The sequence below is a fragment of the Nocardia sp. NBC_00403 genome (assembly GCF_036046055.1).
GTDB lineage: Bacteria > Actinomycetota > Actinomycetes > Mycobacteriales > Mycobacteriaceae > Nocardia.
Genome location: NZ_CP107939.1, coordinates 2,518,588 through 2,544,540, shown reverse-complemented (window position 1 = coordinate 2,544,540; position 25,953 = coordinate 2,518,588). Strand labels below are relative to the sequence as shown.

Sequence of the window (25,953 nt, the reverse complement as noted above, 5' to 3'; positions counted from 1 at the left end):
GTCTGCCCGGCACGGCGCGGGCCGCAAACCCGGCCGGCCGAACATGCCGCCCGCTGCCTGAGCGCACGGCGCCGGGTCCGGCCACGGTCGAGCAGATACCGTGACCTGTGTGGAACTGGATGACCTGATCGCTCGGCTGCCCGACGGTGCGGTGCTTACCGACGCCGATCTGCTCGAAGGCTATCGACAGGACTGGGCGCGCGAGCCCGATGCCGGCGTTCCGCTGGCCGTCGTGCGCGCCACCAGCACCGACGATGTCGCCGCGACGCTGCGTTTCGCACACGAGCACAAGATCGCGGTGGTCCCGCGCGGCGCCGGGTCCGGACTATCCGGCGGCGCGACGGCCGTCGAGGGTGGCATCGTGCTGAGCACCGAGCGCATGCGTGCCATCGCCATCGACCCGGTCACCCGCACCGCGGTGGTGCAGCCCGGACTGCTCAATGCCGAGGTCAAGCGCGCGGTCGCCGAGGAAGGACTGTGGTATCCACCGGACCCCTCATCGTTCGAGATATGTTCGATCGGCGGCAACGCCGCCACCAACGCCGGTGGTCTGTGCTGCGTGAAGTACGGCGTGACAACCGATTACGTGCTCGGTATGGAGGTGGTGCTCGCCGACGGCACCGTAGTGCGTCTGGGTGGTCCCCGACTCAAGGACTCGGCCGGACTGTCGCTGACCAAATTGTTCGTCGGCAGCGAGGGCACCCTCGGCGTGATCACCGAACTGACACTGCGGCTGCTGCCCGCGCAACCGCCGCAGAGCACGGTGGTCGCCTCGTTCGCGACGCTGACCGCCGCCACCGATGCCATTCTCGGCATCACCGGAAAGCTGCGGCCGTCCATGCTCGAGTTCATGGACGCGGTGGCGATCAACGCGGTCGAGGACGAGATGCGGATGGGATTGGACCGCAACGCGGCGGCCCTGCTGGTCGCGCGCTCGGACGCACCGGGCGAATTCGCCCGCCACGAGGCCGAAATCATGGTGGCCGTGTGCGAGCAGGCGGGCGCCACCGAGGTCTTCCACACCGAGGACCCCGAGGAGGGCGAAGCCTTCACCGCCGCACGACGTTTCGCCATTCCGGCGGTGGAGCGGCTGGGACCGCTGCTGCTGGAGGACGTCGGAGTGCCGCTGCCGCGCCTCGGTGACCTGATCAACGGCGTCGCGGCGATCGCGGCACACAACGACGTGATCATCTCGGTGATCGCGCACGCGGGCGATGGCAACACCCACCCGCTGATCGTGCACGACCCGACCGACGCCGCCATGACCGAACGCGCACACCGCGCCTTCGGCGAGATCATGAATCTGGCGATCGCGCTCGGCGGCACCATCACCGGCGAGCACGGAGTCGGCAGGCTGAAGAAGGCGTGGCTGCCCGATCAGCTCGGCCCCGACGTGATGGCGCTGACCCGGCGTATCAAGGACGCGCTCGACCCGCATGGCATTCTCAATCCCGGCTCGATTCTGTAGACCAGGCCAGACCCACACCACAGCCGCAGGAACATTCCCGGCCGAGAAGGAGTTTCACCAGATCATGACCACCAGGCTCGAGCACAACGCCGCCGATACCCGCTTCGAGATCTATATCGACGACACCCTCGCCGGGTACGCCGACTACGCCGAGGCCGAGGACACCAAGGTCCGCGACTTCCACCACACCATGACCTTCCCCGAATTCCGCGGCCGCGGCGTGGCCGCCCAGGTGGTCGAGTACGCGCTGAACGAGTCGCGCGGTGCGGGCTTCACGGTCATCCCCACCTGCTGGTATGTCGAGAAGTACATCGCCGAGCATCGCGAATACGCCGACCTGGTCGCCTAGTTCCCGGCGCGGCCGACGGCCGACGCCTACTCCCCCGCAGATACCGCGCGAGGATCGGACCGATCACCTCGAGGCCCTGCGGGCTGTACCGGGCCGCGCGCTCGGCCAGCGGACCGGCGGCCGGTTTGCCGTCCGCAACACCGGGTGATTGCAGGCCGTAGATGCCACGACCCCCGGGCCCGCACCCGATTCGATCAGTCCGTGTGCCAAGCGATTCGACAGTCGGTCCAGTTCCCCGTCGGTCAGCGGGCGAGCACCGCACACCACCGCAGGGGCTGCTGGACCGGCCGCGCGCTGCCCGGTGTCGAGCACATCGGACAGCAATCGCAGTGTGGGAACCTCCGGCCCGTGCACGCCATTGTGCAGCCGCCGCTCATCGTCGAGGAAATATTCGAGGTCCCGCACCGCCGTCTCCGAGTCGGCGGAGCCGAGCCCATCTACCAGTGCGGCCGCCGCGATCGAAGATCCGAGCGTCATAGCAGTTTCTCCGGTCAGGAGGCCGGTCTCGGCCCAGTGGACACGGATTTGCCGTTGGCCCTGCCATTGGTCCTGCTGTCCGACGCCCTGCTGGACGTCACTGTCCGGTCCGTTGCCGGCCGGTCCACCACCGTCGTGCTGCCGTCGGATCCGGCGGCAGGCGCTGCCTCGAACTGGCACGTCAGGACATCGGTGCTCGAACTTGCGGTCAACCGGCTCACCACCGTCTCCCGCACGTAGGCGGGCAGCGCGGGCGCGAACTTATTGACGTAGGCCGCCATCCACTCCGGCCGCTCCAGCAGGAACGGAAAATCGGTGGCCACCATGCTGCGCACGACAAATATCGGAATCGGAGCGTCGAGCGGGCGGTTCCTGTTCCACAGGCCGGGCTGGTCGCATCCCGGATAGAACTGCCCGAGCATCGTGCCGCGTTCGACAAATGCCGACCTGAGCTCGTCGTGCAGGTCATCGATCAGGGCGTAGTCCCGCACGTCCGGCAGCACGGTGAGCAGCGTGCGCAGCACCGCCGCGGGGCCTTCGGTGGGCGGCAGGGTGGGGAGCAGCTCCATCGCGTCCAATAGCACCGATCGAACGAACGACGGCCGCGGCAGCGTGCCGGATATTCGGCCGACCCACATCAGATCGCTGCGGAAGGATGGCCCGACAGAGGGGCACACCGGGCCGTCGCGACCGGGCTCAGGATGCGTCACGGTCAAATGACCTTGTGCCCAGGTCTTGACGACATCCATGGTGGACCTCGCGAACGGGCATGCAATTTCGCCAGTGGACAGCTGGATCCAATTCATCCCCGACCGCGGTCCGATAACGATCTTTGTCATAAATTCACCTCGTCTCACGTCACGAGGTCCAGTCTGCACCTGTCCTACAAGTTTTTACTAGGTATTTGGATAGAAAAATTTCCGAGGCAGCCGGGACGCATAATCAAGTGAAAGAACTGATAACGCCACCCGGACCTGCGGCGATATAGATAGATGGCGCCTTTCCGTCAGCGCGACCAAACATCGCGATTGCTTCAAGCGCAAATCAGCGCGACCGGTCCGAATTCGGTTTCGAACTATCCGTGCTCCGAATATGTTTCAAATAGCTCTTGCCGAGGATACAAGTCGGCAACCGATCGGCGTCGAAATTATTTCGATGGGGGATCATGTCCCGAAAAACAGGGCGGCCCGAGGCGAACGCCCCGGGCCACCCCCAATGAATGCGGCTACTCAGCCACGCAGCAGCGCGCGCGACATCACGACGCGCTGGACCTGGTTGGTGCCCTCATAGATTTGCGTGATCTTGGCGTCGCGCATCATCCGCTCGACCGGGAAGTCGGTGGTGTAGCCCGCGCCGCCGAAGAGCTGAACGGCGTTGGTGGTGACCTCCATGGCCACGTCGGAGGCGAAGCACTTGGCGGCCGCGGAGATGAAGCCGAGGTTCTTCTCACCACGCTCGGCGCGGGCGGCCGAGGTGTAGACCATGAGGCGGGCCGCCTCGATCTTCATCGCCATGTCAGCGAGCATGAACTGGGTGTTCTGGAAGTCGGCGATAGCGGTGCCGAACTGCTTGCGGTCCTTGGTGTAGGCGATCGCGGCGTCCAGGGCGCCCTGCGCGAGGCCGACGGCCTGCGCGCCGATGGTGGGACGGGTGTGATCGAGAGTCTGCAGCGCGGTCTTGAAGCCAGTGCCCGGCTCGCCGACGATGCGGTCACCCGGCACCCGGCAGTTCTCGAAGTACAACTCCGCGGTGGGCGAGCCCTTGATGCCGAGCTTGTGCTCGAGCGGGCCGACCACGAAGCCCTCGTCGTCCTTGTGCACCAGGAATGCCGAGATGCCGTTGGCACCCTTGTCCGCGTCGGTGACCGCCATGACGGTGTACCAGGAAGACTTGCCGCCGTTGGTGATCCAGCACTTGGAGCCGTTGAGCACCCAGTCGTCGCCGTCCTGCTTGGCACGGGTGCGCATGCTCGCGGCATCGGAGCCCGCCTCACGCTCCGACAGCGCATAGGAGGCCATTTCGCCGTCGACGATGTCCGACAGCACCTTCTGCTTGAGTTCCTCGGAACCGTTGAGGATCAAGCCCATGGTTCCGAGCTTGTTGACGGCCGGGATCAGCGACGACGAACCACAAACGCGCGCAACCTCTTCGATCACGATGCAGGTCGCGACCGAGTCCGCACCCTGGCCGCCGTAGGCCTCCGGCACGTGCACCGCATTGAAACCCGAGGCGTTGAGCGCGGTCAGCGCCTCCTCGGGGAAGCGGGAGTTGGCATCGACGTCCTTGGCGTACGGGGCGATTTCCTTCTCCGCGAGCCCGCGGATGGCCGCGCGCAGCTCGTCGTGGAAGTCCTCGAGCTTGAACAGGTCGAAATCGGGGTTTCCCGCCATGGGGGCACACTCCTGGTCGTCGGTCGTGATCACTGCGTCCCGAAGCAATACGGGACGTCCAGCTCCTCGGCACTCAGTGCCAGATTATTGTCGAGTATACGCCCCAGCTCCGCGCCAAGTGCAGCTATCTGATGGCACTGAGTGTCATCATTTACATACCGTGATTCCCATCACAGATTACTCAGCCGGCGGGTCACGAGATCGGCGACCTGTCGCGGCGGCATGTCACGCGGAAACACCGCGATCACCATGTCCTCGGCGCCCGTCGCACGCCCCGCACCCCGGGGAATCGCCGCCAGCTCCACCCGCAGGTCCACGGCGCCCGCGTCGGACTCCCCACGGACCATCCGCCGCAAGAGATAGTTGTGCGTCGCCGTGACCGTCGCCGCGAACTGCACCCGCATCAGATCAGGCACCTCGGGCAACCGCTCCCGCAGATAGTCCGTGAACAGCCGCTCGTAACGGAACACCGTCACGATCTCCCGCTCGCGCAGCGCGGGCACCCGCCGCACCACTCGATACCGCCGCTCCGCGATCTCCCGCCACTGCGTGAACCGCTCGAACACCTGGACCACCGCGGCACCCACCGCCTCCCAAGGATCCCCCTGTGCGGCGGCGAGGAACTCCGCCGCCTGCGCCAACTGCGACTCGTGATCGGCGAAGATCACGTCTTCCTTCGACCGGAACTGCCGAAAGAACGTCCGCCGCGAAATCCCCGCCGCCTCGGCGATCTCGTCCACCGACGTCGCCTCGTACCCCTGCTCAGCGAACAGCCGCAGAGCATGATCAACCACCGTCAGCCGGAACCTGGCCGTATCGTCGTCGTTTGCCACCGGACCACCGTAGTCAGGCGGGTCGACCGACTACCCGAGCAGCTTGGTGCGCAGTGCCTCGTCCTTCTGCAGGACCATCTCTTCCAGACCGGCCTGGAACTGTGCCATGCGGGCCCGCAGGGCCGGGTCGGCGGCGGCGAGGATGCGGACAGCGAGCAGCCCGGCATTGCGGGCGCCGCCGATGGAGACGGTGGCCACCGGGACGCCTGCAGGCATCTGGACGATCGACAGCAGGGAGTCCATGCCGTCGAGGTACTTCAAGGGGACAGGGACGCCGATCACCGGGAGCGGGGTCGCCGAAGCGACCATGCCGGGCAGGTGGGCCGCGCCGCCCGCGCCCGCGATGATGACCCGAAGACCGCGGCCCGCCGCGTCACGGGCGTAGTCGAGCATGCGCTGGGGCGTGCGGTGCGCGGAAACGACGCCGACCTCGAAGCGAATACCGAACTCCGCCAAGGCTTCCGCCGCGGCCTCCATGGTCGGCCAATCGGAGTCGCTGCCCATGATCAGGCCTACTTGCGGTTCATTCGCCATGGGGATCCCATCCGTCGGTCCACATCGCGTGCGACATCCACCGTGCCGCGCGCTCAGCCTTTTCCCGCACCACCGCGACGTCGTCGCCGAGCACGTTGATATGCCCGATCTTGCGGTCCTCGCGTTCACCCTTGCCGTACAGGTGCACCTTCGCATCGGGCATCCGCGCGAACAGATGGTGCAGACGCTCGTCCATCGACATCGTCGGCGCCTCGGGGGCGCCGAGAATATTCGCCATCACGGTGACCGGGGCCAGCGGGCTGGTATCGCCGAGCGGATAGTCGAGCACGGCGCGCAGGTGTTGTTCGAACTGGCCGGTGCGGGCGCCGTCCATGCCCCAGTGCCCGGAGTTGTGCGGGCGCATGGCCAATTCGTTCACCAGCAGGGCGCCGTCGTGGGTCTCGAACAGTTCGACGGCCATGGCGCCGACCACCCCGAGTGCCTTCGCGAGGTTCAGTGCCAGCGTCTCCGCCTCGGCCGCCAGATCCTCCGCGAGCTCCTGCGCGGGTGCGATCACCACCGCGCACTGTCCGTTGCGCTGCACCGTCTCCACCACCGGCCAGGTCGCCGCCTGACCGTAGGGAGAGCGCGCCACCATGGCCGACAGTTCCCGCTTCAGGTCCACCCGAGCCTCGGCGAGCAAGTGCACCCCGTGCACGAGCTGGTCATCGACGATCGCCTCTGCCTCCGCCGCCGTCTCGGGCATCCAGACACCGCGGCCGTCGTAGCCACCACGCACCGCCTTGAGCACCATCGGCCAGCCGTGCTCGGCACCGAAGCGCACCGCGTCGGCCGCCGTGGTCACCGGCGTGAACGCGGGCACCGGCAGCCCCAGCTCGGACAACTTGGTGCGCATGGCCAGCTTGTCCTGCGCGTAGATCAACGCCTGCGGCGGCGGCTGCACATTCACGCCCTCGGCGACCAGCGCCTCCAGGTGGGCGGTCGGCACGTGCTCGTGGTCGAAGGTCAGCGCGTGCGAGCCGACAGCGGCCTTGCGCAGCGCAGCCAGATCGGTGTGGCTGCCGAGCACGACCTCCGGGCTCACCTGCGCAGCCGGATCGTCCTGGCGCTCGGCGAGCACGCGTAGACGCTGCCCCAGGGCAATGGCCGCCTGGTGGGTCATGCGCGCAAGTTGGCCGCCACCGATCATGGTGACGGTGGGCATGACAGACGGATCAAAGGAACGTGGGCTCACGACTGCGCCTCGCTGACGCTCGGCTCCGTCGTGCGCCCGCGCGCCGCATCCAGGGTTCGCTCGCTGCGCTCGCTCACGACTGCGCCTCGCTGACGCTCGGCTCCGTCATGAGCCGGGCTGCTGTGTCGATGGTTCGCTCCCTCACGTCTGACAATCTTGTCACGTCGAGCCCGAATAACCGCTACCGGTACACTCGGGCCTTGTGTCATTCGTCGACGACGTGGTCAACGTCCTCCCCCAACCGCTGCGGGAGATCGCGTACCGCCACCATGAGCTGATCAAATTCGCCATCGTCGGCGCTACCACTTTCGTGATCGACAGCGGCATTTTCTATGCGCTGAAGTGGACGGTCCTGGATACCAAGCCGGTCACCGCCAAGATCATTTCCGGTGTCATCGCCGTGATCGCGTCCTACATCCTCAACCGCGAATGGTCGTTCAAGAATCGCGGCGGGCGTGAGCGCCATCACGAGGCGCTGCTGTTCTTCGGTGTCAGCGGTGTCGGCGTCGTGCTCGCCTTCCTGCCGCTGTGGGTGTCGAGCTATGTCTTCGATCTGCGCCAGCCCGAGGTGAGTTTCACCGTCGAGAACATCGCGGACTTCATCAGCGCCTTCATCATCGGCAATCTGCTACAGATGGCCTTCCGCTTCTGGGCAATGCGCCGCTGGGTTTTCCCCGACGAAATGCAGGAGATCGTCGAGGAATTCGAGGATCTGCTCGAGGAAGAGCAGCTCGGCCACAGCTGATTCAGCGCGGTTCGGGCACTCCGCTCGCCGACCGGATGGGCGTGGTCGCCCCGAGGAACACCGCGAATAATGCGGGCCTGCGCCGCTGCAACTCCAAGCGCCCGCCGTCGGCCTCGATCAGCGCCCGCGCCAAGGCCAACCCGACACCGGTCGATCCGCCTGCCGAGAATCCCCGATCGAAGATGTGCGGCGCGAGTTCGTCACGCACACCTTCGCCCTCGTCGGCCACTTCGACACACACCAGCGGCTCCCGATCTCGCCCTGGGCGCACCGTGCGCACCGACACCGTGCAGGTGCCGCCGCCGTGCATGAGGGCGTTGTCGACGAGCACCGCGACCGCCTCGCGCAACCGCGACCCGGTGATCGGCGCGCACAGCGACTCGTCACCGATCAGCGACAACGTCCGGCCCGCCTCGCTGAACGGGTGCGTCCATTCGGTGACGACACCGCGCAACTCGGCCATCACCGGCACCGGATCACGGTCCGCCGCGTCCTCGTCCCGCGACGCGCGGACCAGGTCGTCGATCGCCTCGGTCAGCCGGTCGACCTGCGCCATCGCCTCCTCGGCCTCGTGCACGACATCGGGATCGGTGTGGGCGGACAACTCGTCCAAGCGCAGCCGCACCGCGGTCAACCGGCTGCGCAGCTGATGCGACACGTCCGCGACCAAGGCATGCTCGCGTTGCAGCCGGCCCGCGATCTCGACAGTGGCCGAGTCGAGCACATCGGAGACCCGGTCGAGTTCGGAAATGCCGTGCCTGCGCGGATCGGGCCGGAAGTCGCCCTTGGCCAGCCGTGCGGCCCGTGCCGCCACGTCGCGCAGCGGATCGGCCACCCGGCCCGCGGTGACCATCGCGACCGACACCGCCGCACCGAGCGAAGCGAGCACCGCAAGCGCCACCACGGCAACGGCCTGTCGCTGCCTGACGTGCATCGGCCCCGACGGCACCTCCAGGCGCAGCGAGCCCGCGGTTCCCATCGACAGCGACTCCACCAGCGGGTCGGAGACCCGGTCCACGCCGATGTCCAGGCGCGAGGCGTTGTCCTTGGGGGCCGGATAGACGATGGTCAGCCTGCCGCCCGCGGGGACGAGCGGGCCCACCGATCGCTCGTCGAACTGGTTGGTCACCATGCCGTCGCCGTGCTCCTGCACGATGACCTCCGCGGCGATCCGCTCCAGCCTGCTCTGCAGATCGTTGCGGGTGATGTCCTCGACCCACAGCCAGGCGGTGTAGATCAGCGGAACGCCGAGCACCACCGTGGTGATGGTCAGCACCGTGAGGATGGATCGCAGAATTCTGCGGCGCATGTCAGTCGGTGTTCAGCCGGAAGCCGACGCCACGGACGGTGACGATGCGCCGCTCGGCCATCGGGCCCTCGTCGCCGATCTTGCGACGCAGCCACGACATGTGCATGTCCAAGGTCTTGGAACCGCGCAGCTCGGCGTCGCCCCAGACCTCCCGCAGGATGGTCTCGCGCGGCACCACCTGGCCTGCGCGATCGATCAGCACCTTGAGCAGTTCGTATTCCTTGTTGGCCAAACCGATCTCGACGCCGTTCACCAGCACCCTGCGGGCTGCGGGCTCCAGCCTGATACCGCCGACCTCGACGACGTCGTCACCGATTCCGCTGCGCCGCAACAAGGCTCGCACGCGAGCCAACAGCTCGGCGAGGCGGAACGGTTTGCCGACGTAGTCGTCGGCGCCCGCATCGAGTCCGACGACGAAATCCACCTCGTCGGTGCGCGCGGTGAGCATCAGCACGGCCAGATCCGCGCCGCGAGCGCGTACCTGGCGGCACACCTCCAGCCCGTCCATACCGGGCAGGCCGAGGTCGAGGATGAGCAGATCGTGGTTGCCCTCCAACGCGCGCTTCAGCACGGCGGGCCCGAAGCGCTCGACCGTCACCGAATACCCCTCGCGCCCAAGGGCTCGGGACAGCGGCGCGGCAATGGCCTCGTCGTCTTCGGCCAGGAGTACAGCGGTCATGACCCCAGATTACGGATCGGCGCGACAGCGACCGGGCATCTCATCGGTAGCCGCCGCCGGGTGTGCCGTGGCGACCGCGATCGTCCCACCGGTCCCCATGGTCCTGCGACTCCTCGAACGCCTGGCGATATAGCAGCGCATGCACCTGTTGCACCTGCGGGATGTCGTCGTATTCGAGTGGTTCTTCCGAGGAAGAGCCGATGATCAGCGTGCCGGTGCCGAGCAGCCGGTCGAAAAGACCGTGCCGGAACTGCACGCTGGAGATACGACTCATCGGAATATCGATGCCGGTGTGCGTGATCACGCCCTGACGAATGAGGACCCGTCGGTCGGTCACGATGAAATGGGTCGATTTCCAACTCAGAACCGGTGCGACACAACGCCATCCGAGGATGCCGAGCCAGGCGACCAGGATGACGCCGAGCAGGATCGACCGCGTGGTGGCTTCGGTGTTCCGCCAGGCGAGGCCACCGAGAAAACCGGCCACCGCGGTGGCAACGATCAACGTCACCGCCGGCCAGAACAGCATTTTCCAATGCGGATGACGATGGAGTATCAACTGCTCGTCCGGCGCGAGCACCTCCTCCGGATAACCCATGCCGGAACCCTACCGTGGCAGACTGCAGAATGCCTGGACACCGGGGCGCGCCGTCATGCACAATCGTCACCTCGCACAGCCCCCGTCGCGCCCGAGATTCTCCCGTTCGCTCAAGTGATGTCCGCTCGACCTAGCTCTGAACGCTCTACCTGCGGAAAAGCCAAGTCCTGCTAGACAAACTGTCGATACGACCGTGGAGGCGTCAGTGACCAAGAATCTGAGTCAGCTGGAAATCCTGACCGAACTCGAACCGGTAGCCGAAGCGAACCTGAACCGGCACCTGTCGATGGCGAAGGATTGGCATCCGCACGACTATGTCCCGTGGGACGAGGGCCGCAACTTCGCGGCGATGGGCGGGAAGGACTGGGCGCCGGAGCAGTCCAAGCTGAACGAGGTCGCCAAGGCCGCGATGATCACCAATTTGCTCACCGAGGACAATCTGCCCTCCTACCACCGCGAGATCTCCGAGCACTTCTCCGCCGACGGCGCATGGGGCACCTGGGTCGGCCGCTGGACCGCCGAGGAGAACCGGCACGGCATCGTCATGCGCGACTACCTGGTCGTCACCCGCGGCGTGGACCCGGTCGCGCTCGAAGAGGCCAGGATGATCCATATGACCAAGGGTGTGCACTCCCCCGAGTACTGGAGCGGGTTCCTGGTGAACGTCGCGTATGTGACCTTCCAGGAATTGGCCACCCGGGTCAGCCACCGCAACACCGGCCGGGTCTGCAACGACCCGATCGCCGACCGCATGCTGCAGCGCATCGCCACCGACGAGAACCTGCACATGATCTTCTACCGCAACCTGTGCGGCGCGGGCCTGGATCTGGTCCCCGACCAGGCCATGGAGGCGATCACCGGGATCCTCGCCAATTTCGTCATGCCCGGCCACGGCATGCCGAACTTCCGCCGCAACGGCGTGCTGATGGCCAAGCACGGCATCTACGACCTGCGCCAGCACCTCGAGGAAGTGGTGCAGCCGGTGCTGAAGAAGTGGAACATCTTCGAGCGCAACGACTTCGGTCCGCGCGGCGAGGCCGCGAGGGAATGGCTCGGCGAATACCTGGAGAAGCTGGCGGGCGATGTACTCAAGTTCGAGGAGCAGCGCGATCGAATGTTCGCGCGGGAAGCCGCCAAAGGCATCATGCAGCCGGTGTGAGTTCACTGTTCGCGGCCCCGGCGAAAGCCGGGGTCCCACAGTGGGACGGAAGGCTCAGGCCTCGGCGCGCAGGTGGGTGACGTCGCCTGCGGACACCGCCTGATCGCCGATCAACAAGCGCCCGGTGGCGTCGACGTCGGTGGCCGTGCCGGTCAGCGTTTGCCCGCCGGGCAGCTCCGCGCGCACCCGCGCGCCCAGCGTGGAACACCGCTCCCGGTAGGCGGCGATCAGATCGGTTGTCGCCCAGTTCGCGTCCTGCCACGCCGTGAAGCGTCGAGCGAATTCGGTGAGCAGCGACCGCACCAGCAGCGTGCGGTCGGTGTCGGCGGCACCGGCCAGCGTCAGTGAAGTGGCGTGCGGCACCGGCAGTTCCGCCTCGGTGAGGCTCACATTCAGGCCGATGCCGATCACCACGGTGGGTGCGCCGTCGCCCGCCGCGACCTCGGCCAGAATGCCCGCGACCTTACGGCCGTCGATCAATACATCGTTGGGCCACTTGAGAGTTGCGGCCACGCCCGACGTCGAGCGCAACGCATCGACCACCACGACCCCGGTGAGCAGCGGCAGCCAGCCGAGTGCCGCCGGGGCAACACCGGGCAAGCGCACCAACAGCGACATCGACAGCTGCGCCCGTGGCGGGCTCACCCAGGATCTGGCATGCCTGCCGCGGCCGTGCTCCTGAGTTTCCGCCAGGAGCACGCTGCGATCCGCATCCGGCTCTCCGGCTCGCGCAATCAGGTCGGCATTGGTGGACCCGGTCGACTCCAGCACATCGATGCGGGAGAAGAACGACAGCTCGGGCGAGTCGGTGAGACTGCGCCGCAACTGTTCTGCATCCAACGGTGGCCTGTGCACATCGGCAGGCTACTCGGTGCCGATCGGCTTACCCCGATAGGTCGGCGGAGCCGTCACCATCGAGGTAAGCCGACGCATACTGCGGTCAGCAGACGAGGTCGTACTCGCGAATCGGTGCTCGCATACCGGAGATATTCGCCTCGTCGCCTTCCCCTTCGTCCGCCTCGGCCCAGAATTCCGGGTCGACGACGGTCGGTTGCGGAGGCGTGGTCTGCCAGCTCGTCCACGTCGCCGCGGTGGCATATTCGGCGACGGTCCTACCCCATTCCCACATTGTTTTGCTCCTCCCCTGAGCCGAAAACCGGACGCCTTCAGGCTATCTGGGCATCCACACGCGGCACCAATTATTTTCTTGTAGGGAAACGCGGTAATCGACCAGGAATTTTCTGTCCGATGTCACAACGCAACGTGATCTAGCTGCGGTTTTCTACTCACTGGTAGCCGGTACTCGTTTCGTACAAGCCACTGGTACTCGTTACACTCCGGAGCCATGACGAGTGTCCAGCAGCAGCCCTCCTCGGAATCGGCGGGCTCCCCCGATATCCACACCACCGCTGGGAAGCTGGCTGACCTGCGGAATCGGCTGGACGAAGCCAAACACCCGATGGGTGAGGCCGCAGTCGACAAGGTGCACGCCAAGGGCAAGATGACCGCCCGCGAGCGCATCCTCGCGCTGCTCGACGAGGGCTCCTTCGTCGAGCTCGACGCGCTGGCCCGCCACCGCAGCGTGAACTTCGGCCTGGAGAACAACCGTCCGCTCGGCGACGGTGTCGTCACCGGCTACGGCACCATCGACGGCCGCGACGTCTGCATCTTCAGCCAGGACGTCACCGTGTTCGGCGGCAGCCTCGGCGAGGTCTACGGCGAGAAGATCGTCAAGGTGATGGATCTGGCGCTGAAGACCGGCCGCCCGCTCGTCGGTATCAACGAAGGCGCCGGCGCGCGTATCCAAGAGGGCGTCGTCTCCCTCGGCCTCTACGGCGAGATTTTCCACCGCAATATCCAGGCCTCCGGCGTGATCCCGCAGATCTCGCTGATCATGGGCCCGGCCGCGGGTGGTCACGTGTACTCCCCCGCGCTCACCGACTTCGTGGTCATGGTCGACGGCACCAGCCAGATGTTCGTCACCGGCCCCGACGTCATCAAGACGGTCACCGGCGAAGACGTCACCATGGAGGACCTCGGCGGCGCGCACACGCACATGACCAAGTCCGGTGTGGCGCACTACGTCGCCTCCGGCGAGCAGGACGCGCTCGACTACGTCAAGGATCTGCTGTCCTACCTGCCGAGCAACAACCGCGCCGAGGCGCCGCGCACGGCGCCGACCGACCCGATCGACGGCGCCATCGAGGACTCGCTCACCGACGAGGACCGCGAACTGGACACGATCATCCCGGACTCGCCGAACCAGCCCTACGACATGCACGAGGTCATCCGTCGCCTGCTCGACGACGACGAGTTCCTCGAGGTGCAGGCCGAGCGTGCGATGAACGTCATCTGCGGTTTCGGACGCGTCGACGGCCGCAGCGTCGGCATCGTGGCCAACCAGCCCACCCAGTTCGCGGGCTGCCTCGACATCGACGCCTCCGAGAAGGCCGCGCGCTTCGTGCGCACCTGCGACGCCTTCAACGTCCCGATCATCACTCTGGTGGATGTGCCGGGCTTCCTGCCCGGCACCGGCCAGGAATACAACGGCATCATCCGGCGTGGCGCGAAGCTGCTCTACGCCTACGGCGAGGCCACTGTGGGAAAGATCACGATCATCACTCGTAAGGCTTACGGCGGCGCCTACGACGTCATGGGTTCCAAGCACATGGGCGCCGATGTGAACCTGGCCTGGCCGACTGCTCAGATCGCCGTGATGGGCGCCTCCGGCGCCGTCGGCTTCGTCTATCGCAAGCAGCTGCAAGAGGCCGCCAAGAACGGAAACGACGTCGATGCGCTGCGGCTCGAGCTGCAGAACGAGTACGAGGACACTTTGGTGAACCCCTACATCGCCGCCGAGCGCGGCTATGTGGACGCGGTCATCCCGCCCTCGCACACCCGCGGTCAGATCGTCTCCGCGCTGCGCCTGCTCGAGCGCAAAATGGTCACCTTGCCGCCGAAGAAACACGGCAACATTCCGCTGTGATGAAGCGATAAACCGTCAAGGGCCGCGCACACTGGATGATAGAGCTGCAATTCAGTCGCTTCCAGAGGAAGATCATTTCATCGGTTCGACATCGAGTTGGGGAATAGGCCCGACCGATATAGAGAAAGGATCTGGCACTGTGACGACCGTGGCAGAGGAAGATGTGTTGACCGCCGTCGAACTGGAGCTCACAGTCGACCCGATCACCGACGAGATCGAGGTGGCCGTGGATCTGGTCGCTCCGGCCGCCGAATCGGGCGGACAGCCGTTCATTCGCATCGTCAAGGGTTCGCCGAGCGACGAGGAGGTCGCGGCACTGGTCTGCGTGCTGACCGCGGCCGCCAACAGCGCCGCCGCCCGCTCGACCGGCCCGGCCGACAACTGGGGCCGACCAACTTTCATGCATCGCGGCAGTTCACCGTTCTCGCCCTACGCTTTCCCACAGCTGTCGCACCTGCGCGACTGACGTGCATCGACGCACCGAGCCGACCATCGACACCACCGCATCGAAGCATGTCGCGACCGAACGCAACGGAGCGCGGTCGTGACCCGGCTGGTTCTCGCGTCCGCCTCGCCCGCCCGCCGCGAAGTGCTGCGCTCGGCGGGCATCGACCCGATCGTGCGAGTGTCGGATGTGGACGAGGACGCCGTCGCCGCGGCGCTGCCGGACAACACGCGACCGCAGGTCGTCGTGGTCGAGCTGGCCAGGGCGAAGGCCATGTCGGTTGCCGCCGTGATTCCCGAATTCGCCACCGATTGTGTGGTGGTCGGCTGCGATTCGATGCTGCTGGTCAATGGCGAACTACAGGGCAAGCCACACACTCCCGAGGTCGCACGGACCCGTTGGGCCGAGATGGCCGGGCGGAGTGCGGATCTCATCACCGGACATTGCGTCCTGCGCATGCGGGACGGAGCGGTGGTCGCCGAGGCTGTCGACTGCAGTTCCACTACAGTGCATTTCGCCAAGCCCGAACCCGAGGAACTGGACGCCTACATCGCGACCGGTGAGCCACTCCAGGTGGCGGGTGCGTTCACCCTCGATGGCAGAGGCGGCTGGTTCGTCGATCGCATCGACGGCGATCCGTCCAGCGTGATCGGGATCGGTCTACCACTGCTGCGCCGACTGCTTGGCGACATTGGGATCGGCATTGCGCAGTTGTGGGGCCACGCGGCCCGCTGACGGTGTCGCGATCCGCGGCCCGGCGGCGGCCTCGGCACCGACCGGCACCGTCGTCGCAACCACGGGCGCGTCCCGGCCGGTGTCGGGCTCCCGTCGCATCTCCTGCGCCATGAGCTCCAGTCGCACCACACAGAGCTCCGGCTCGACGAACGGGTGCAGCCGCACATTCACCGCACCGCGGTCCCCGCCACGATCGAGCACCTCTTTGATCAGGCCCAGATGCACTCCGCACACCACCTCGGAGTGCGTGCGCGCGAGTTCGCGCAGTGGGCAGGCCGTCAGTCTGATCGGCGCCTGCTCGTCGGCATCGGTGGCCTGTTCGCGTTCCGGCGCGAAGCCGAGCTCCGAAAGCAGCGTCATCGCGAGGTCTTTGGCCTCCTCCAGCGTTTCGATGTGCTGGTCACCGACATCCAGCTTGGCGCCCCATGCACGCCCGGCGGCGATGGCCGCCTCCGAACGACGTCGCGGATCGGGGCCGAGCTGGTCGGCGAGTACCTGCGCGAGTTCCTGATAGCCGACCGATCGCTGCACCGCGCTGTATCCGATACGCGGGCGCCCGCGGCCACGGGGTGGCTGCTGGAATTGCCGCACCAGGGATTCCTTGGTGAGCACGTCCAGATGAAACCGAACCGTGGTGACGTGCTGTCCGGTGATTCTGGCCAGTTCCTGGGCGTCGAGCGGCTCACTGGCGCCACGTAGGATCGCGAGCAGTCGCCGCCGCGGCCAAGAATCGGACATAGCTCACCCCTCCTCCTGGGAGACTTTATCGGATGTGGGTGCGATTTATTCGCCCATTAAGCCGATTTGTGATCTGAAACGAGAGTCACTATCGCCTCACACCTACCATCGCTGTGAGACCCGAACCGCTGTAACCACCGTCTACCACGCGTGAAGGACCCAGACCGTGCCCGTTGCCAAGGACCCTCATCCCTCATTCGGTTCCTACGCTCAGCCTCACCGACTGGTAACCACGGAGTGGCTGTCGGCAAACCTGGGCACCCGCGGACTCGAGATCGTCGAGTCCAACGAGGACATACTGCTCTACGACATCGGACACGTACCCGGCGCCACCAAGATCGACTGGCGTGGCGACCTGAATGATCCGGTCACTCGTGACTATATCGACGGTGTCCGTTTTACCGAGCTTATGCGCGCAAAAGGAATCGAGCGCGACGACACGGTGGTGATCTACGGAGACCGGGGCAATGCGCAGGCGGCGCACACCGCGTGGCTGTTCACACTCTTCGGGCACGAGGATGTCAGGCTGCTGGACGGCGGACGCGACGCTTGGATTTCCGAGGAACGCGACACCACCTTCGATCTGCCATATCTCACGCGCAGCGAATACCCCACCGTGCGCCGCGACGACAGCACCGCGCGCGCCTTCCGCGAGGACGTGCTCGGCCACCTCGGCAGGCCGCTGATCGACGTGCGCTCCCCGGAGGAATACTCCGGCGAACTCATCCAGCCACCGATCAATCCCGAGGATGCCGCGCTGCGGGGTGGACATATCCCGACCGCTGTGAATATCCCGTGGACCGAGACTTTCAATTCCGACGGCCGATTCCGTTCCCGCACCGAACTCGACGAGGTCTACGGCGCGCTGGCCGCACCAGACGAGCTGATCGTTTACAGCCGGGTCGGCGAGCGGTCCAGCCATACCTGGTTCGCACTGACGTTCCTGCTCGGATTCGGCACGGTGCGCAATTACGATGGCTCGTGGACCGAATGGGGCAACTCGGTACGAATGCCGATTGCCAAGGGAGCTGAACCAGGCGAGGCTCCGGCCGGTACATCACGTAAGACCCGCGGCAGATAAGGCCTACGCCACACCCGACGCCCTGGTGTGATGTGCGACCTACTGTTCAGTAGGGCTATCCGAGTGCAGTGTCTGTTGGCAGACTGCCTACACTCGCCCGAGACGTAAGTTTGATCGACCACGGGGCGACCAAAAGATTGCACACAGGAGGCTCAGTGCCCAGCCATGCCAGCGCGCGGATAACGAAGGTACTCGTAGCTAACCGAGGCGAGATCGCCGTGCGCGTGATCCGGGCGGCCAAAGATGCCGGAATCGGCAGCGTCGCGGTGTACGCGGAGCCGGACGCCGACGCCCCATTCGTGAAGCTCGCCGACGAGGCCTTCGCCCTCGGCGGTCAGACCTCGGCCGAGTCGTACCTCGTGTTCGACAAGATCCTCGACGCGGCGGCCAAGTCCGGCGCCGACGCCATTCACCCCGGCTACGGATTCCTCTCCGAGAACGCCGACTTCGCCCAGGCCGTCATCGACGCCGGGCTCATCTGGATCGGCCCGTCGCCCCAGTCGATCCGCGACCTCGGTGACAAGGTAACCGCGCGCCACATCGCCGAGCGCGCGAACGCGCCGATGGCCGCGGGCACCAAGGACCCGGTCAAGAACGCCGACGAGATCGTCGAGTTCGCCAAGCAGTACGGCGTGCCGGTCGCGATCAAGGCCGCCTTCGGTGGTGGTGGCCGCGGCATGAAGGTCGCGTACTCCATCGAGGAGATCCCCGAACTGTTCGCGTCGGCGACCCGCGAGGCGGTCGCCGCCTTCGGACGCGGCGAGTGCTTCGTCGAGCAGTACCTCGACAAGGCCCGCCACGTCGAGGCGCAGGTCATCGCCGATCAGCACGGCAACGTGGTCGTAGCGGGCACCCGTGACTGCTCGCTGCAGCGTCGCTTCCAGAAGCTGGTCGAGGAGGCTCCGGCCCCGTTCCTCACCGACGACCAGCGGGCGCGGATCCACGCCTCCGCCAAGGCCATCTGCAAGGAGGCCGGCTACTACGGTGCGGGCACCGTCGAGTACCTGGTGCAGGGCGACACCGTCTCGTTCCTCGAAGTGAACACCCGTCTGCAGGTCGAGCACCCGGTCACCGAGGAGACCGCAGGTATCGACCTGGTGCGCCAGCAGTTCCGCATCGCCAACGGCGAAGAGCTGGAGCTCGAGGAAGATCCGGCACCGCGTGGCCACTCTTTCGAGTTCCGCATCAACGGTGAGGATGCCGGTCGCGGCTTCCTGCCGGCGCCCGGCCCGGTCTCGGTGTACAAGGAGCCGAGCGGCCCCGGCGTGCGCGTGGACTCCGGCGTGGTCGAAGGCAGCGTGATCGGTGGACAGTTCGACTCGATGCTGGCCAAGCTGATCGTCACCGGCGAGAACCGCACCCAGGCGCTGCAGCGGGCGCGGCGCGCGCTTGCCGAGTTCCATGTCGACGGTCTTGCCACCGTCATCCCGTTCCACCGCGCGATCGTCGAAGACCCGGCGTTCGTCGGCGACGGCGAGAAGTTCGACGTCTACACCAAGTGGATCGAAACCGAGTGGGTCAATAACGTCGAGCCGTTCACCCCGGGTGGCGCCGCTGCCGATGAGGACGAGGAGCTGCCGCGGCAGAAGGTCGTCGTCGAGGTCGGTGGGCGTCGCGTCGAGGTGTCGCTGCCCGGTCAGTTCAGCCTCGGTGGCAGTGGCGGTGGCTCGACCGGGGGCAACGGCGCCGGTGTGGTGCGCAAGAAGCCCAAGCCGCGCAAGCGTGGTGGCGCCGGTGCCGGTGCGGCCTCCGGTGACGCGGTCACTGCGCCCATGCAGGGCACCGTGGTCAAGGTCGCGGTCGAGGAAGGCCAGTCCGTCGAGGCGGGCGACCTGATCGTGGTGCTCGAGGCCATGAAGATGGAGAACCCGGTCAACGCGCACAAGGCAGGCGTCGTCACCGGTCTTTCGGTCGAGGCGGGCGCCGCCATCACCCAGGGCACTGTGCTCGCCGAGATCAAGTAAACGGCTGCGCACAGCCGAGGTTGTGTCCCGTTAACTACACATGAGCAACCGCTGGAGCGGGCGCTGGACCCAGACGTCCACGCCCGCTCTGTCGTATGGTGGATCGGGTGACCAGTTCGCCCGTTGCAGCTACCGTCGCCGAGGTCATCCGCGGCCGTCGTGAGTCCGCGAGCCGCAGCGACGGGCATCGCCTCGCACTGGTTATCGAGGGCGGAGGCAGCCGCGGCGTCTATTCCAGCGGCATGGTGCAGGCGTTGGAGGAGCTCGGTCTCGCCTCGATCTTCGATGCCGTCTACGGCACCTCCGCGGGCGCGATCAACGGCGCATGGCTGCTGTGCGGGCGGGCGCTGCCCGGTATGCGGTCGTGGACCGATCCAGCCATCATGCGACGCGCTGTCGATCCGGCTCGGCTGCTGCGCGGACGACCCGCGTTCGACCTGAACTACCTGGTCCATCAGGTGTACGACGGCGTCGAACCGATGGACTTCCCTGCGATCCTGGCCAACCCCACCACCTTCCACCCGATCGGCACCGATATCCGCACCGGCCTCGCGGTCGACCTGCGCCGCCACATCGTCGATAAGCGGACGTTGATGACCGCGCTGCGCGCCTCGGCCGGGCTGCCGATTCTGGCCGGACCTCCCGTCCCGCTCGGCGACTCCCACTACCTCGACGGCGGGCTCGCCGAAACCGTGCCCATCCGTACCGCAGTCCGTGACGGCGCCACCCACGCGCTCGTCCTGCGCACCCGCCGCACCGACGAACAGCGCCCGCCCGCCTCCCGGCTACATCAGATCGTCGGCAGCAGCTACCTGCGCGTCCGCGCCCCGGGCGCCTACCGGGCCTGGTTGCAGCGCCCACTCCAGCAACACGTCGAAGACCGATTCCTCACCGGCCTCGGCCACACCGCCCTCCAAATCCACCCCCCGCTCGGCTCCCCCGACATCGACAGCGCGGCCCGGGACACCACCCTGCTGGCCCGAGCACTCGAGATCGGCCGACGGGCCGTCCACTCCAGCCTCGCCGCCGCCCTGGACATCAGCAGCGAAACCGCCTGACAGAGGTCCGCTCTGGTCGAGCAGTACGAATAGGCCACAGTGCCCACCTCGGACCAAACCGCGAGCACAGCGACCGCGACGATGTGCGACCGTCCCGCGCGGCCGCCGTTGGTCAACCCACCATCACTGCGACGCCCTGGGAGAGCGGGAAGTCGTGTAGGTCGAGGTGACTCGGGGTGGAGTCGGGGGCGACGTCGAAAACCAGTTGGGTGGTGGCGGATTGGCCGGGGTGCAGTTCGAAGGAGTAGTTGTGGCGGCCTTGGGTGGTCTGCCACATGGTGGCGGCGGGGTCGTGGTCGATCACGCGGCCCCGGGTATCGATGAGGTGTTGACCGAATGGCAGGAACCACTTCGACTGGTCGGAGATGTTGTTCACCGTGACCGTGACGATCGTGAAAGAACCACGGGCCGATTGGAATCCGACGGGGGAGATGCCGGAATCGGCACTGGTGACCACGAATTCGAACTTCCCGTCGCGCACCGCTGACTGCGCAGGCGCGGGGCCGGCCGGACCGGGATCCGGCGGGGGTACGGGATGTTCTTCGGCCGCCGCCGTCGGTCGTGCGGCGCCCGAACCACCGCTCGAATCGCCGACCCGGCTGCCCGAGGCCAACAGCGCGACGCACCCGGCCGCGAGCACGAACGGCGTCAGGAACACCACGACGAGCGCGCCGATTACCTTGGTGAGCACGCCACCCGACCGTCGACGGCCTCGACGTGGGGCCGCGGGCGGCGACGCGATCCACGGACGCCCCCGCGACATCGACCACCGCAGCGGCGCCACCGACGCACCGCGCTGCCGCTTCGACTTCGGCTGATAGGCAGGCCGTTTCGCCGGGACCGGCGGCGGGAAAGTCGCACCGCGCCGCGCAGGCGCAAACGGCGCATATCGCGAATTCTGCTGCGGGACAGCACCTCTTACCGGCGACGGCACAAGCGGTGGCGCGAGCCTGGTCACCACCAACGTCGGTGTCGGCCCCGGCTCCGGCATCACCTTCGTCGGCACAGGATGTTTCGGCGCGGGGACCGATGATCGCGCATCGACCGCCGAGTTCGGCGACTTGCTCGAAGCAGCAGGCGCTTTCCACGGCGACGGAGATGACGACGGTTGCCCCGTCGCCACCAACGTCGGTGTCGGGCCGGGCTCCGGCATCACCTTCGTCGGTGTCGGATGTCGAGGCGCGGGCGGTATCGGCGGCTGCGCACCGGCCACCAACGACGGATCCGGCGTCGGACCGTTCGGTGCAGCAGGCGGTGGCAGCGGTGCCGCCGGTTCCGATCGACCCGTCGCCACCATTGTCGGCGTCGGTCCCGGCTGCTCGAGCAGCTTCGTGGGAGGCTTCGGTGTTGCCGACTGCGGCGGCACGAGCGGAGTGACCAACCGATTCCCGGCGCGCAGATTCGAGCGTTCCGAGCCGACGGCGGCGCGGGCGGCGTCCGCGAAGTCACGGGCGCTCGAGTAGCGCCTGGCCTGATCCTTGGCCATGCCGCAGGCGATGACCGCGTCCAACGCCGCTGGTACCGACGGATTCACCGAGGCCGCGCACGGCGGCGTGGCCATCAGGTGGTCGTGCATCTGGCGGGGTGGGTCGGTGTCGCCGTACGGGCGACGGCCGGTCAAGCATTCGTACAGTACGCAGGCCAGCGAGTAGATGTCGGAGCGTGCGTCGACCGTCCCGTTGAAGCGCTCCGGTGCCATATAGGGCCAGCTGCCGATCGCCATACCCGTTGCGGTGACGGCGGTCTGCCCCATGCCCTTGGCGATACCGAAATCGATCAGGTACGCGTGCCCGCGGTTGTCGATCAGGATGTTGGACGGTTTGACGTCACGATGGATCAGCCCCGCCCGATGCGCGGCATCCAGTCCGGAGGCCACCTGCGTCACGAAGTCGACGGCCGCGGCCGGGGCCAGTGTGCGGACCCGGCCGAGCATTTCGGCCAGATCGATGCCGTCGATGTAATCCATCGCGATGAACAGTCGGCCGCCCTGCTCGCCGAAGCCGTGAATGCGCACGATGTGAGGGTTGCGCAGGGTAGAACCGAGCCTGGCCTCCCGCTCGAACCGCCGCCGATACTCCCCATCGGTAGCCAGGTTCGCCGACAACACCTTCAGCGCAACCTCGCGCCCGCCATCGGTGTCGCGCGCGAGCCACACTTCCCCCATCCCGCCCCGACCGAGCAAACGGTCGAGCCGGTATTTCCCGAACTGTTCCTCCCCCATCGCTGACCTCCCGGTAACCGCGCCGCTGCGGGTGGGGCGGCAACCCGGCGACCCCGAATTGCCCGAACCTGCTCCGACCCTAGCCCCGCCACCCACCCCCGCACAGTGTGATGTCCCCTACGTAGCACTACCTCACCGCCGAAGCCGCCGACACCCCTACGAATGCGCTCACTGCGGAGTACCGCCGACCACTACTTGCCGGGTTTGCCGTGGCCGGGTTTGTCGTTGTGCGGCTTGTCGTTGTGCGGCTTGTCGTTGTGCGGCTTGTCGTTGCCGTGACCGGCGTTACCAGAGTTGCCGGGGCTGTTGTCCGCGTTGCTGTCGTAGTTGCTGCCGGCGTCGGAGTTGTCGCTGCCCAGGGGGCTGTCGCTGCCCGGCGTGTTCTGGCTGTTGCCAGAGTTCTCCATGGCCGGTTTGTCGTTGGTCGGCTTCGGCGCGTCGACATGGGGCTGGGCTGGAATCCACGTGGCGAAGTGGCCGTCGGCGGGCAGGCAGGCGAGCGGGGTGCCGTCACCTCCGACCGTGCTGTCGTCGACGGCGGGGTTGCATGGCTGCCCTGCGGCGGGGACGAACGCGATCGGTGGCTGTGCTGACGTCGGTCCGATCGGCGCTTGCGGCCGCGGCGTCGGACTGGCCGAGGTCGGTGTGGATGATGGTGCGGCCGAATCGGTCTCGGTGCCCGGCGGGCGCCCGAGCCATAGCGCCATCCCGACCATCGCAAGGAGGGTCGAGAGGGCCGCGGCAGCGAGACCTGTACCCAGAATCCGCGACGGCTCGTGATTGCCCGGCGGTTGCGCTGCGCGCACCGATTCGGCCATATGCAACGGCTCGATCCCGCGCAACGAATCAGCCCCACCGGACGACTCCACTCCACGCAACGACCCGACTCTGCGCGGCGAGCCGGCCTCACCCGACCACTCCACTCCACGCATCGATCCGGCAGCACGCACCGAATCGACACCGTGCTGCGAGTCGACCGCGCGCCACGATTCCGGCGGCACTGCTTGCGTGGCCACGCTCGCCGCAGTGATCTCGACCGTCGCTGTCTCCCGACCCGTGACCGCGGCATACGCATCGGAGGCCATTTCGCCTGCGCTGGACCAGCGCTGGTCCGGGTCCTTGGACATGCCGCGGGCGACGACGGCATCCAATGCCGCGGGCACGGTGGGATTCACGGCGGCGACTCGTGGTGGGTCGGTCATCAGATTCGCGCGCAATTGCTGTGTGGAATCGACGGTGCCGAAGGGGCGCTGGCCGGTGAGGCATTCGTAGAGCACGCAGGCCAGTGAGTATTGGTCGGCGCGGCCGTCGCAGGTGCCGGTGAACCGCTCCGGCGCCATATACGCGAGGGTGCCGACCACGTTGGTACTGGCCGTGATCGTGGGCTGGTCGATCCGGTGGGCGGTGCCGAAATCGATCAGATGGACGAATCCGCTGGGGCTCACCATGATGTTGGACGGTTTGACGTCGCGGTGCACCAGCCCGGCCCGATGGGCGAGGTCGAGCGCCGCCGCGGTCTGCGCGATGATCTCCACTGCCCTGGCCGGCGACATCGGCCCGTCGCGTCGGAGTAGACCAGAGACATTGGTGCCCTCGATGAACTCCATGTCGATATATAGGCGACCGTCGAGTTCGCCGAACGTGTGGATCGGCACTAGATGCGGACCACGAACCTGGGCGGCCAGCCGGGCCTCCCTGGTGAACCGCTGCCGGTATATCGCGTCGACGGCATGCACCGCGGCCAACAGCTTCAGCGCGACGTCACGCTGTGTGACGCTGTCGTGCGCGAGCCAGACCTGCCCGGTGCCCCCACTGCCGAGCAACCGGTCGAGGCGGTAGTGGCCGAACCACACCTCGCCCATATCGAAACCTCTCACTAGCCTGCTCTCCCTCGAACAGGTACCCGAAATCCTCACCGGCACTACAAAATCGAGAACCCAACGCGACAGCCATCCATCATTTCGCAACCCGCCACCTTCGGGGGACGGAATTCTTCCACCACCCCGCACCGGATCCATCGACGTACTTCGGTCCGTCAACACACAGGTGCCACGTCGGTCCCGACAGTCCACATCCGGTCGCCCCGGCCGCCCACCAACAGACACCGGTGCGGCGGGCCGCCCGAGCCGGCACCCGATCCAGGTCGATGAGCAACGGCGGGGCGGCCGCATCGTCATCGACAACCGCTAGCCTTGCTGGTATGAGTGACGTGCCCGAGATCCGCATCGGCACCGCGGAGCGTGAGCAGGCGATGCAACGGCTGTCCGACCATTTCGCCGCCGGTCGGCTGAGCGTCGCCGAGTTCGACGAGCGCAGCGCGGTGGTCGCGGCGGCGATGACCCGCGGTGATCTGGACACGGTGTTCGTGGATCTTCCCGAGCCCGTCGCGGCTACCGCGGTGCCCGCGAAGCACGACACGGGGTTCATGGCCGAATGGCCGGAGCGAGTGATGGCGGTCATTCCGATCGTCGCTGTCATTCTGTTCTTCCTCACGCATAGCTGGCTGTGGTTTCTGGCGATTCCGCTGATGGGCGCGCTGCTGTACGGCAATCGGCGCGATCGCGGGCGGGACCGGCGCCGGGGTCGAGATCGGGGTCGGGGTCGGCGCGCGGAGGACTGATGGAACCGGTCGAGATCAACGCGGGCACGTGGTACCTGCGCGCACTGCGCGCCGACGAACGCATCGACGACCGTCCGGCCCTCGCCGAGGGCGGCATCGATGACCCCGACTATGTCTCACTGCGTACGACGCAGTGGGACAACGAAACCCATTATTCGTGGGCGGTCTGCGAACCTACGACCGCGGAGATGGTCGCCGAAATAGGCGTGACCCCCGGGACCGATGACACCGCCGACATCACCGGGTGGGCCCGGCCCGGCTACGAAGCCGCGCTCGAGTCCGGCCTGACCTCCGTCCGGCGATTCGTCGAGGGCGGGCTCGGATTGCGGCCGAACACCCACTCCAGGAGTGATCCGGCCGCTTCCTGAG

26 protein-coding genes are annotated in these 25,953 nt (G+C 66.8%); 12 read left to right on the top strand and 14 right to left on the bottom strand.

The features are described from left to right. Positions 1-109: 109 nt before the first annotated feature. Together OHQ90_RS11115 and OHQ90_RS11110 are read left to right on the top strand one after the other, a co-directional pair. Positions 110-1,468 (top strand): FAD-binding oxidoreductase, encoded by a 1,359-nt coding sequence (locus tag OHQ90_RS11115; protein WP_328409738.1) that lies wholly within the window; start codon positions 110-112, stop codon positions 1,466-1,468. A 64-nt stretch (positions 1,469-1,532) separates the two neighbouring features. Then, positions 1,533-1,817: a GNAT family N-acetyltransferase gene (locus OHQ90_RS11110; RefSeq protein ID WP_328409737.1), complete on the top strand. Its 285-nt coding sequence runs from the start codon at positions 1,533-1,535 to the stop codon at positions 1,815-1,817. A gap of 63 nt (positions 1,818-1,880) precedes the next feature. On the opposite strand, the gene OHQ90_RS11105 is transcribed toward OHQ90_RS11110, so the two are convergent. The 6 genes from OHQ90_RS11105 to OHQ90_RS11080 form a co-directional block, all read right to left on the bottom strand. Continuing rightward, positions 1,881-2,294 carry a hypothetical protein gene (locus tag OHQ90_RS11105; RefSeq protein ID WP_328409735.1) on the bottom strand — a complete coding sequence of 138 codons (414 nt, stop codon included), beginning with the start codon at positions 2,292-2,294 and terminating at the stop codon, positions 1,881-1,883. Positions 2,295-2,308: 14 nt separating this feature from the next. Beyond that, positions 2,309-3,133: a DUF6875 domain-containing protein gene (locus OHQ90_RS11100; RefSeq protein ID WP_328409733.1), complete on the bottom strand. Its 825-nt coding sequence runs from the start codon at positions 3,131-3,133 to the stop codon at positions 2,309-2,311. A 390-nt stretch (positions 3,134-3,523) separates the two neighbouring features. Further along, positions 3,524-4,684 (bottom strand): acyl-CoA dehydrogenase, encoded by a 1,161-nt coding sequence (locus tag OHQ90_RS11095; RefSeq protein WP_328409731.1) that lies wholly within the window; start codon positions 4,682-4,684, stop codon positions 3,524-3,526. Between the two features lie 170 nt (positions 4,685-4,854). Then, a complete protein-coding gene (locus tag OHQ90_RS11090; RefSeq protein ID WP_328409729.1) occupies positions 4,855-5,517 on the bottom strand; it encodes a TetR/AcrR family transcriptional regulator in 663 nt (220 codons plus the stop codon). A 30-nt stretch (positions 5,518-5,547) separates the two neighbouring features. After that, entirely contained in the window at positions 5,548-6,051 is a 504-nt protein-coding gene (gene purE / locus OHQ90_RS11085) for a 5-(carboxyamino)imidazole ribonucleotide mutase (RefSeq protein WP_328409727.1), read from the bottom strand. Further along, positions 6,041-7,216 carry a 5-(carboxyamino)imidazole ribonucleotide synthase gene (locus tag OHQ90_RS11080; RefSeq protein WP_328409725.1) on the bottom strand — a complete coding sequence of 392 codons (1,176 nt, stop codon included), beginning with the start codon at positions 7,214-7,216 and terminating at the stop codon, positions 6,041-6,043. The genes purE and OHQ90_RS11080 overlap by 11 nt, the downstream gene beginning before the upstream one ends. A 232-nt stretch (positions 7,217-7,448) precedes the next feature. Between OHQ90_RS11080 and OHQ90_RS11075 the strand changes: the two genes are divergently transcribed. Next, positions 7,449-7,991: a GtrA family protein gene (locus tag OHQ90_RS11075; RefSeq protein WP_328409724.1), complete on the top strand. Its 543-nt coding sequence runs from the start codon at positions 7,449-7,451 to the stop codon at positions 7,989-7,991. 1 nt (position 7,992) lies between these two features. Here the strand turns inward: OHQ90_RS11075 and OHQ90_RS11070 are convergent, their stop codons facing one another. Genes OHQ90_RS11070 through OHQ90_RS11060 form a run of 3 tightly spaced genes read right to left on the bottom strand, consistent with a single transcriptional unit; the run spans position 7,993 to position 10,577 of the window. Then, positions 7,993-9,300 carry an ATP-binding protein gene (locus OHQ90_RS11070; RefSeq protein WP_328409722.1) on the bottom strand — a complete coding sequence of 436 codons (1,308 nt, stop codon included), beginning with the start codon at positions 9,298-9,300 and terminating at the stop codon, positions 7,993-7,995. 1 nt (position 9,301) lies between these two features. Next, complete coding sequence (locus OHQ90_RS11065; protein ID WP_328409720.1) at positions 9,302-9,979, bottom strand: response regulator transcription factor; 678 nt, start codon at positions 9,977-9,979, stop codon at positions 9,302-9,304. A gap of 40 nt (positions 9,980-10,019) precedes the next feature. Next, complete coding sequence (locus OHQ90_RS11060) at positions 10,020-10,577, bottom strand: PH domain-containing protein (protein ID WP_328409718.1); 558 nt, start codon at positions 10,575-10,577, stop codon at positions 10,020-10,022. Positions 10,578-10,782: 205 nt separating this feature from the next. On the opposite strand from OHQ90_RS11060, the gene OHQ90_RS11055 reads away from it, so the two are divergent. After that, positions 10,783-11,736 carry an acyl-ACP desaturase gene (locus OHQ90_RS11055; RefSeq protein WP_328409716.1) on the top strand — a complete coding sequence of 318 codons (954 nt, stop codon included), beginning with the start codon at positions 10,783-10,785 and terminating at the stop codon, positions 11,734-11,736. Between the two features lie 54 nt (positions 11,737-11,790). Here the strand turns inward: OHQ90_RS11055 and OHQ90_RS11050 are convergent, their stop codons facing one another. Further along, positions 11,791-12,591: a biotin--[acetyl-CoA-carboxylase] ligase gene (locus tag OHQ90_RS11050; RefSeq protein WP_328409714.1), complete on the bottom strand. Its 801-nt coding sequence runs from the start codon at positions 12,589-12,591 to the stop codon at positions 11,791-11,793. A gap of 85 nt (positions 12,592-12,676) precedes the next feature. Next, positions 12,677-12,865, bottom strand: a complete 189-nt coding sequence (locus OHQ90_RS11045) for a hypothetical protein (RefSeq protein WP_328409712.1) — start codon at positions 12,863-12,865, stop codon at positions 12,677-12,679. Between the two features lie 216 nt (positions 12,866-13,081). Between OHQ90_RS11045 and OHQ90_RS11040 the strand changes: the two genes are divergently transcribed. The 3 genes from OHQ90_RS11040 to OHQ90_RS11030 all read left to right on the top strand — a co-directional run bounded on the left by OHQ90_RS11040 (position 13,082) and on the right by OHQ90_RS11030 (position 15,902). Beyond that, positions 13,082-14,722 carry an acyl-CoA carboxylase subunit beta gene (locus OHQ90_RS11040; protein ID WP_328409710.1) on the top strand — a complete coding sequence of 547 codons (1,641 nt, stop codon included), beginning with the start codon at positions 13,082-13,084 and terminating at the stop codon, positions 14,720-14,722. 139 nt (positions 14,723-14,861) lie between these two features. Then, on the top strand, positions 14,862-15,188 hold the full coding sequence (locus OHQ90_RS11035) for an acyl-CoA carboxylase subunit epsilon (RefSeq protein ID WP_328409708.1): 327 nt from the start codon (positions 14,862-14,864) through the stop codon (positions 15,186-15,188). Between the two features lie 78 nt (positions 15,189-15,266). After that, positions 15,267-15,902 (top strand): Maf family protein, encoded by a 636-nt coding sequence (locus OHQ90_RS11030; protein ID WP_328409706.1) that lies wholly within the window; start codon positions 15,267-15,269, stop codon positions 15,900-15,902. On the opposite strand, the gene OHQ90_RS11025 is transcribed toward OHQ90_RS11030, so the two are convergent. Further along, positions 15,828-16,640 (bottom strand): helix-turn-helix transcriptional regulator, encoded by an 813-nt coding sequence (locus tag OHQ90_RS11025; RefSeq protein WP_328409704.1) that lies wholly within the window; start codon positions 16,638-16,640, stop codon positions 15,828-15,830. The genes OHQ90_RS11030 and OHQ90_RS11025 overlap by 75 nt on opposite strands. A gap of 166 nt (positions 16,641-16,806) precedes the next feature. Here OHQ90_RS11025 and OHQ90_RS11020 point away from each other — a divergent pair, with 166 nt between their 5' ends. The 3 genes from OHQ90_RS11020 (at position 16,807) to OHQ90_RS11010 (ending at position 20,743) form a co-directional block, all read left to right on the top strand. Next, complete coding sequence (locus tag OHQ90_RS11020) at positions 16,807-17,721, top strand: sulfurtransferase (RefSeq protein ID WP_328409703.1); 915 nt, start codon at positions 16,807-16,809, stop codon at positions 17,719-17,721. Between the two features lie 155 nt (positions 17,722-17,876). Beyond that, on the top strand, positions 17,877-19,685 hold the full coding sequence (locus OHQ90_RS11015) for an acetyl/propionyl/methylcrotonyl-CoA carboxylase subunit alpha (protein ID WP_328409702.1): 1,809 nt from the start codon (positions 17,877-17,879) through the stop codon (positions 19,683-19,685). Between the two features lie 107 nt (positions 19,686-19,792). Continuing rightward, positions 19,793-20,743, top strand: a complete 951-nt coding sequence (locus OHQ90_RS11010; protein WP_328409700.1) for a patatin-like phospholipase family protein — start codon at positions 19,793-19,795, stop codon at positions 20,741-20,743. A 112-nt stretch (positions 20,744-20,855) separates the two neighbouring features. Here OHQ90_RS11010 and OHQ90_RS11005 read toward each other — a convergent pair whose 3' ends face one another. Both OHQ90_RS11005 and OHQ90_RS11000 read right to left on the bottom strand, forming a co-directional pair. Further along, the gene (locus OHQ90_RS11005; RefSeq protein ID WP_328409698.1) at positions 20,856-22,964 is read right to left on the bottom strand and encodes a serine/threonine-protein kinase; all 2,109 of its coding nucleotides are present in this window, start codon (positions 22,962-22,964) and stop codon (positions 20,856-20,858) included. 191 nt (positions 22,965-23,155) lie between these two features. Further along, the gene (locus OHQ90_RS11000) at positions 23,156-24,841 is read right to left on the bottom strand and encodes a protein kinase domain-containing protein (protein ID WP_328409696.1); all 1,686 of its coding nucleotides are present in this window, start codon (positions 24,839-24,841) and stop codon (positions 23,156-23,158) included. A gap of 323 nt (positions 24,842-25,164) precedes the next feature. On the opposite strand from OHQ90_RS11000, the gene OHQ90_RS10995 reads away from it, so the two are divergent. Both OHQ90_RS10995 and OHQ90_RS10990 read left to right on the top strand, forming a co-directional pair. Beyond that, positions 25,165-25,584, top strand: coding sequence for a DUF1707 SHOCT-like domain-containing protein (locus OHQ90_RS10995; protein WP_328409694.1), 420 nt, complete (start codon positions 25,165-25,167; stop codon positions 25,582-25,584). Further along, on the top strand, positions 25,584-25,952 hold the full coding sequence (locus OHQ90_RS10990; protein ID WP_328409692.1) for a hypothetical protein: 369 nt from the start codon (positions 25,584-25,586) through the stop codon (positions 25,950-25,952). The genes OHQ90_RS10995 and OHQ90_RS10990 overlap by 1 nt, the downstream gene beginning before the upstream one ends. Position 25,953: the final 1 nt, after the last annotated feature.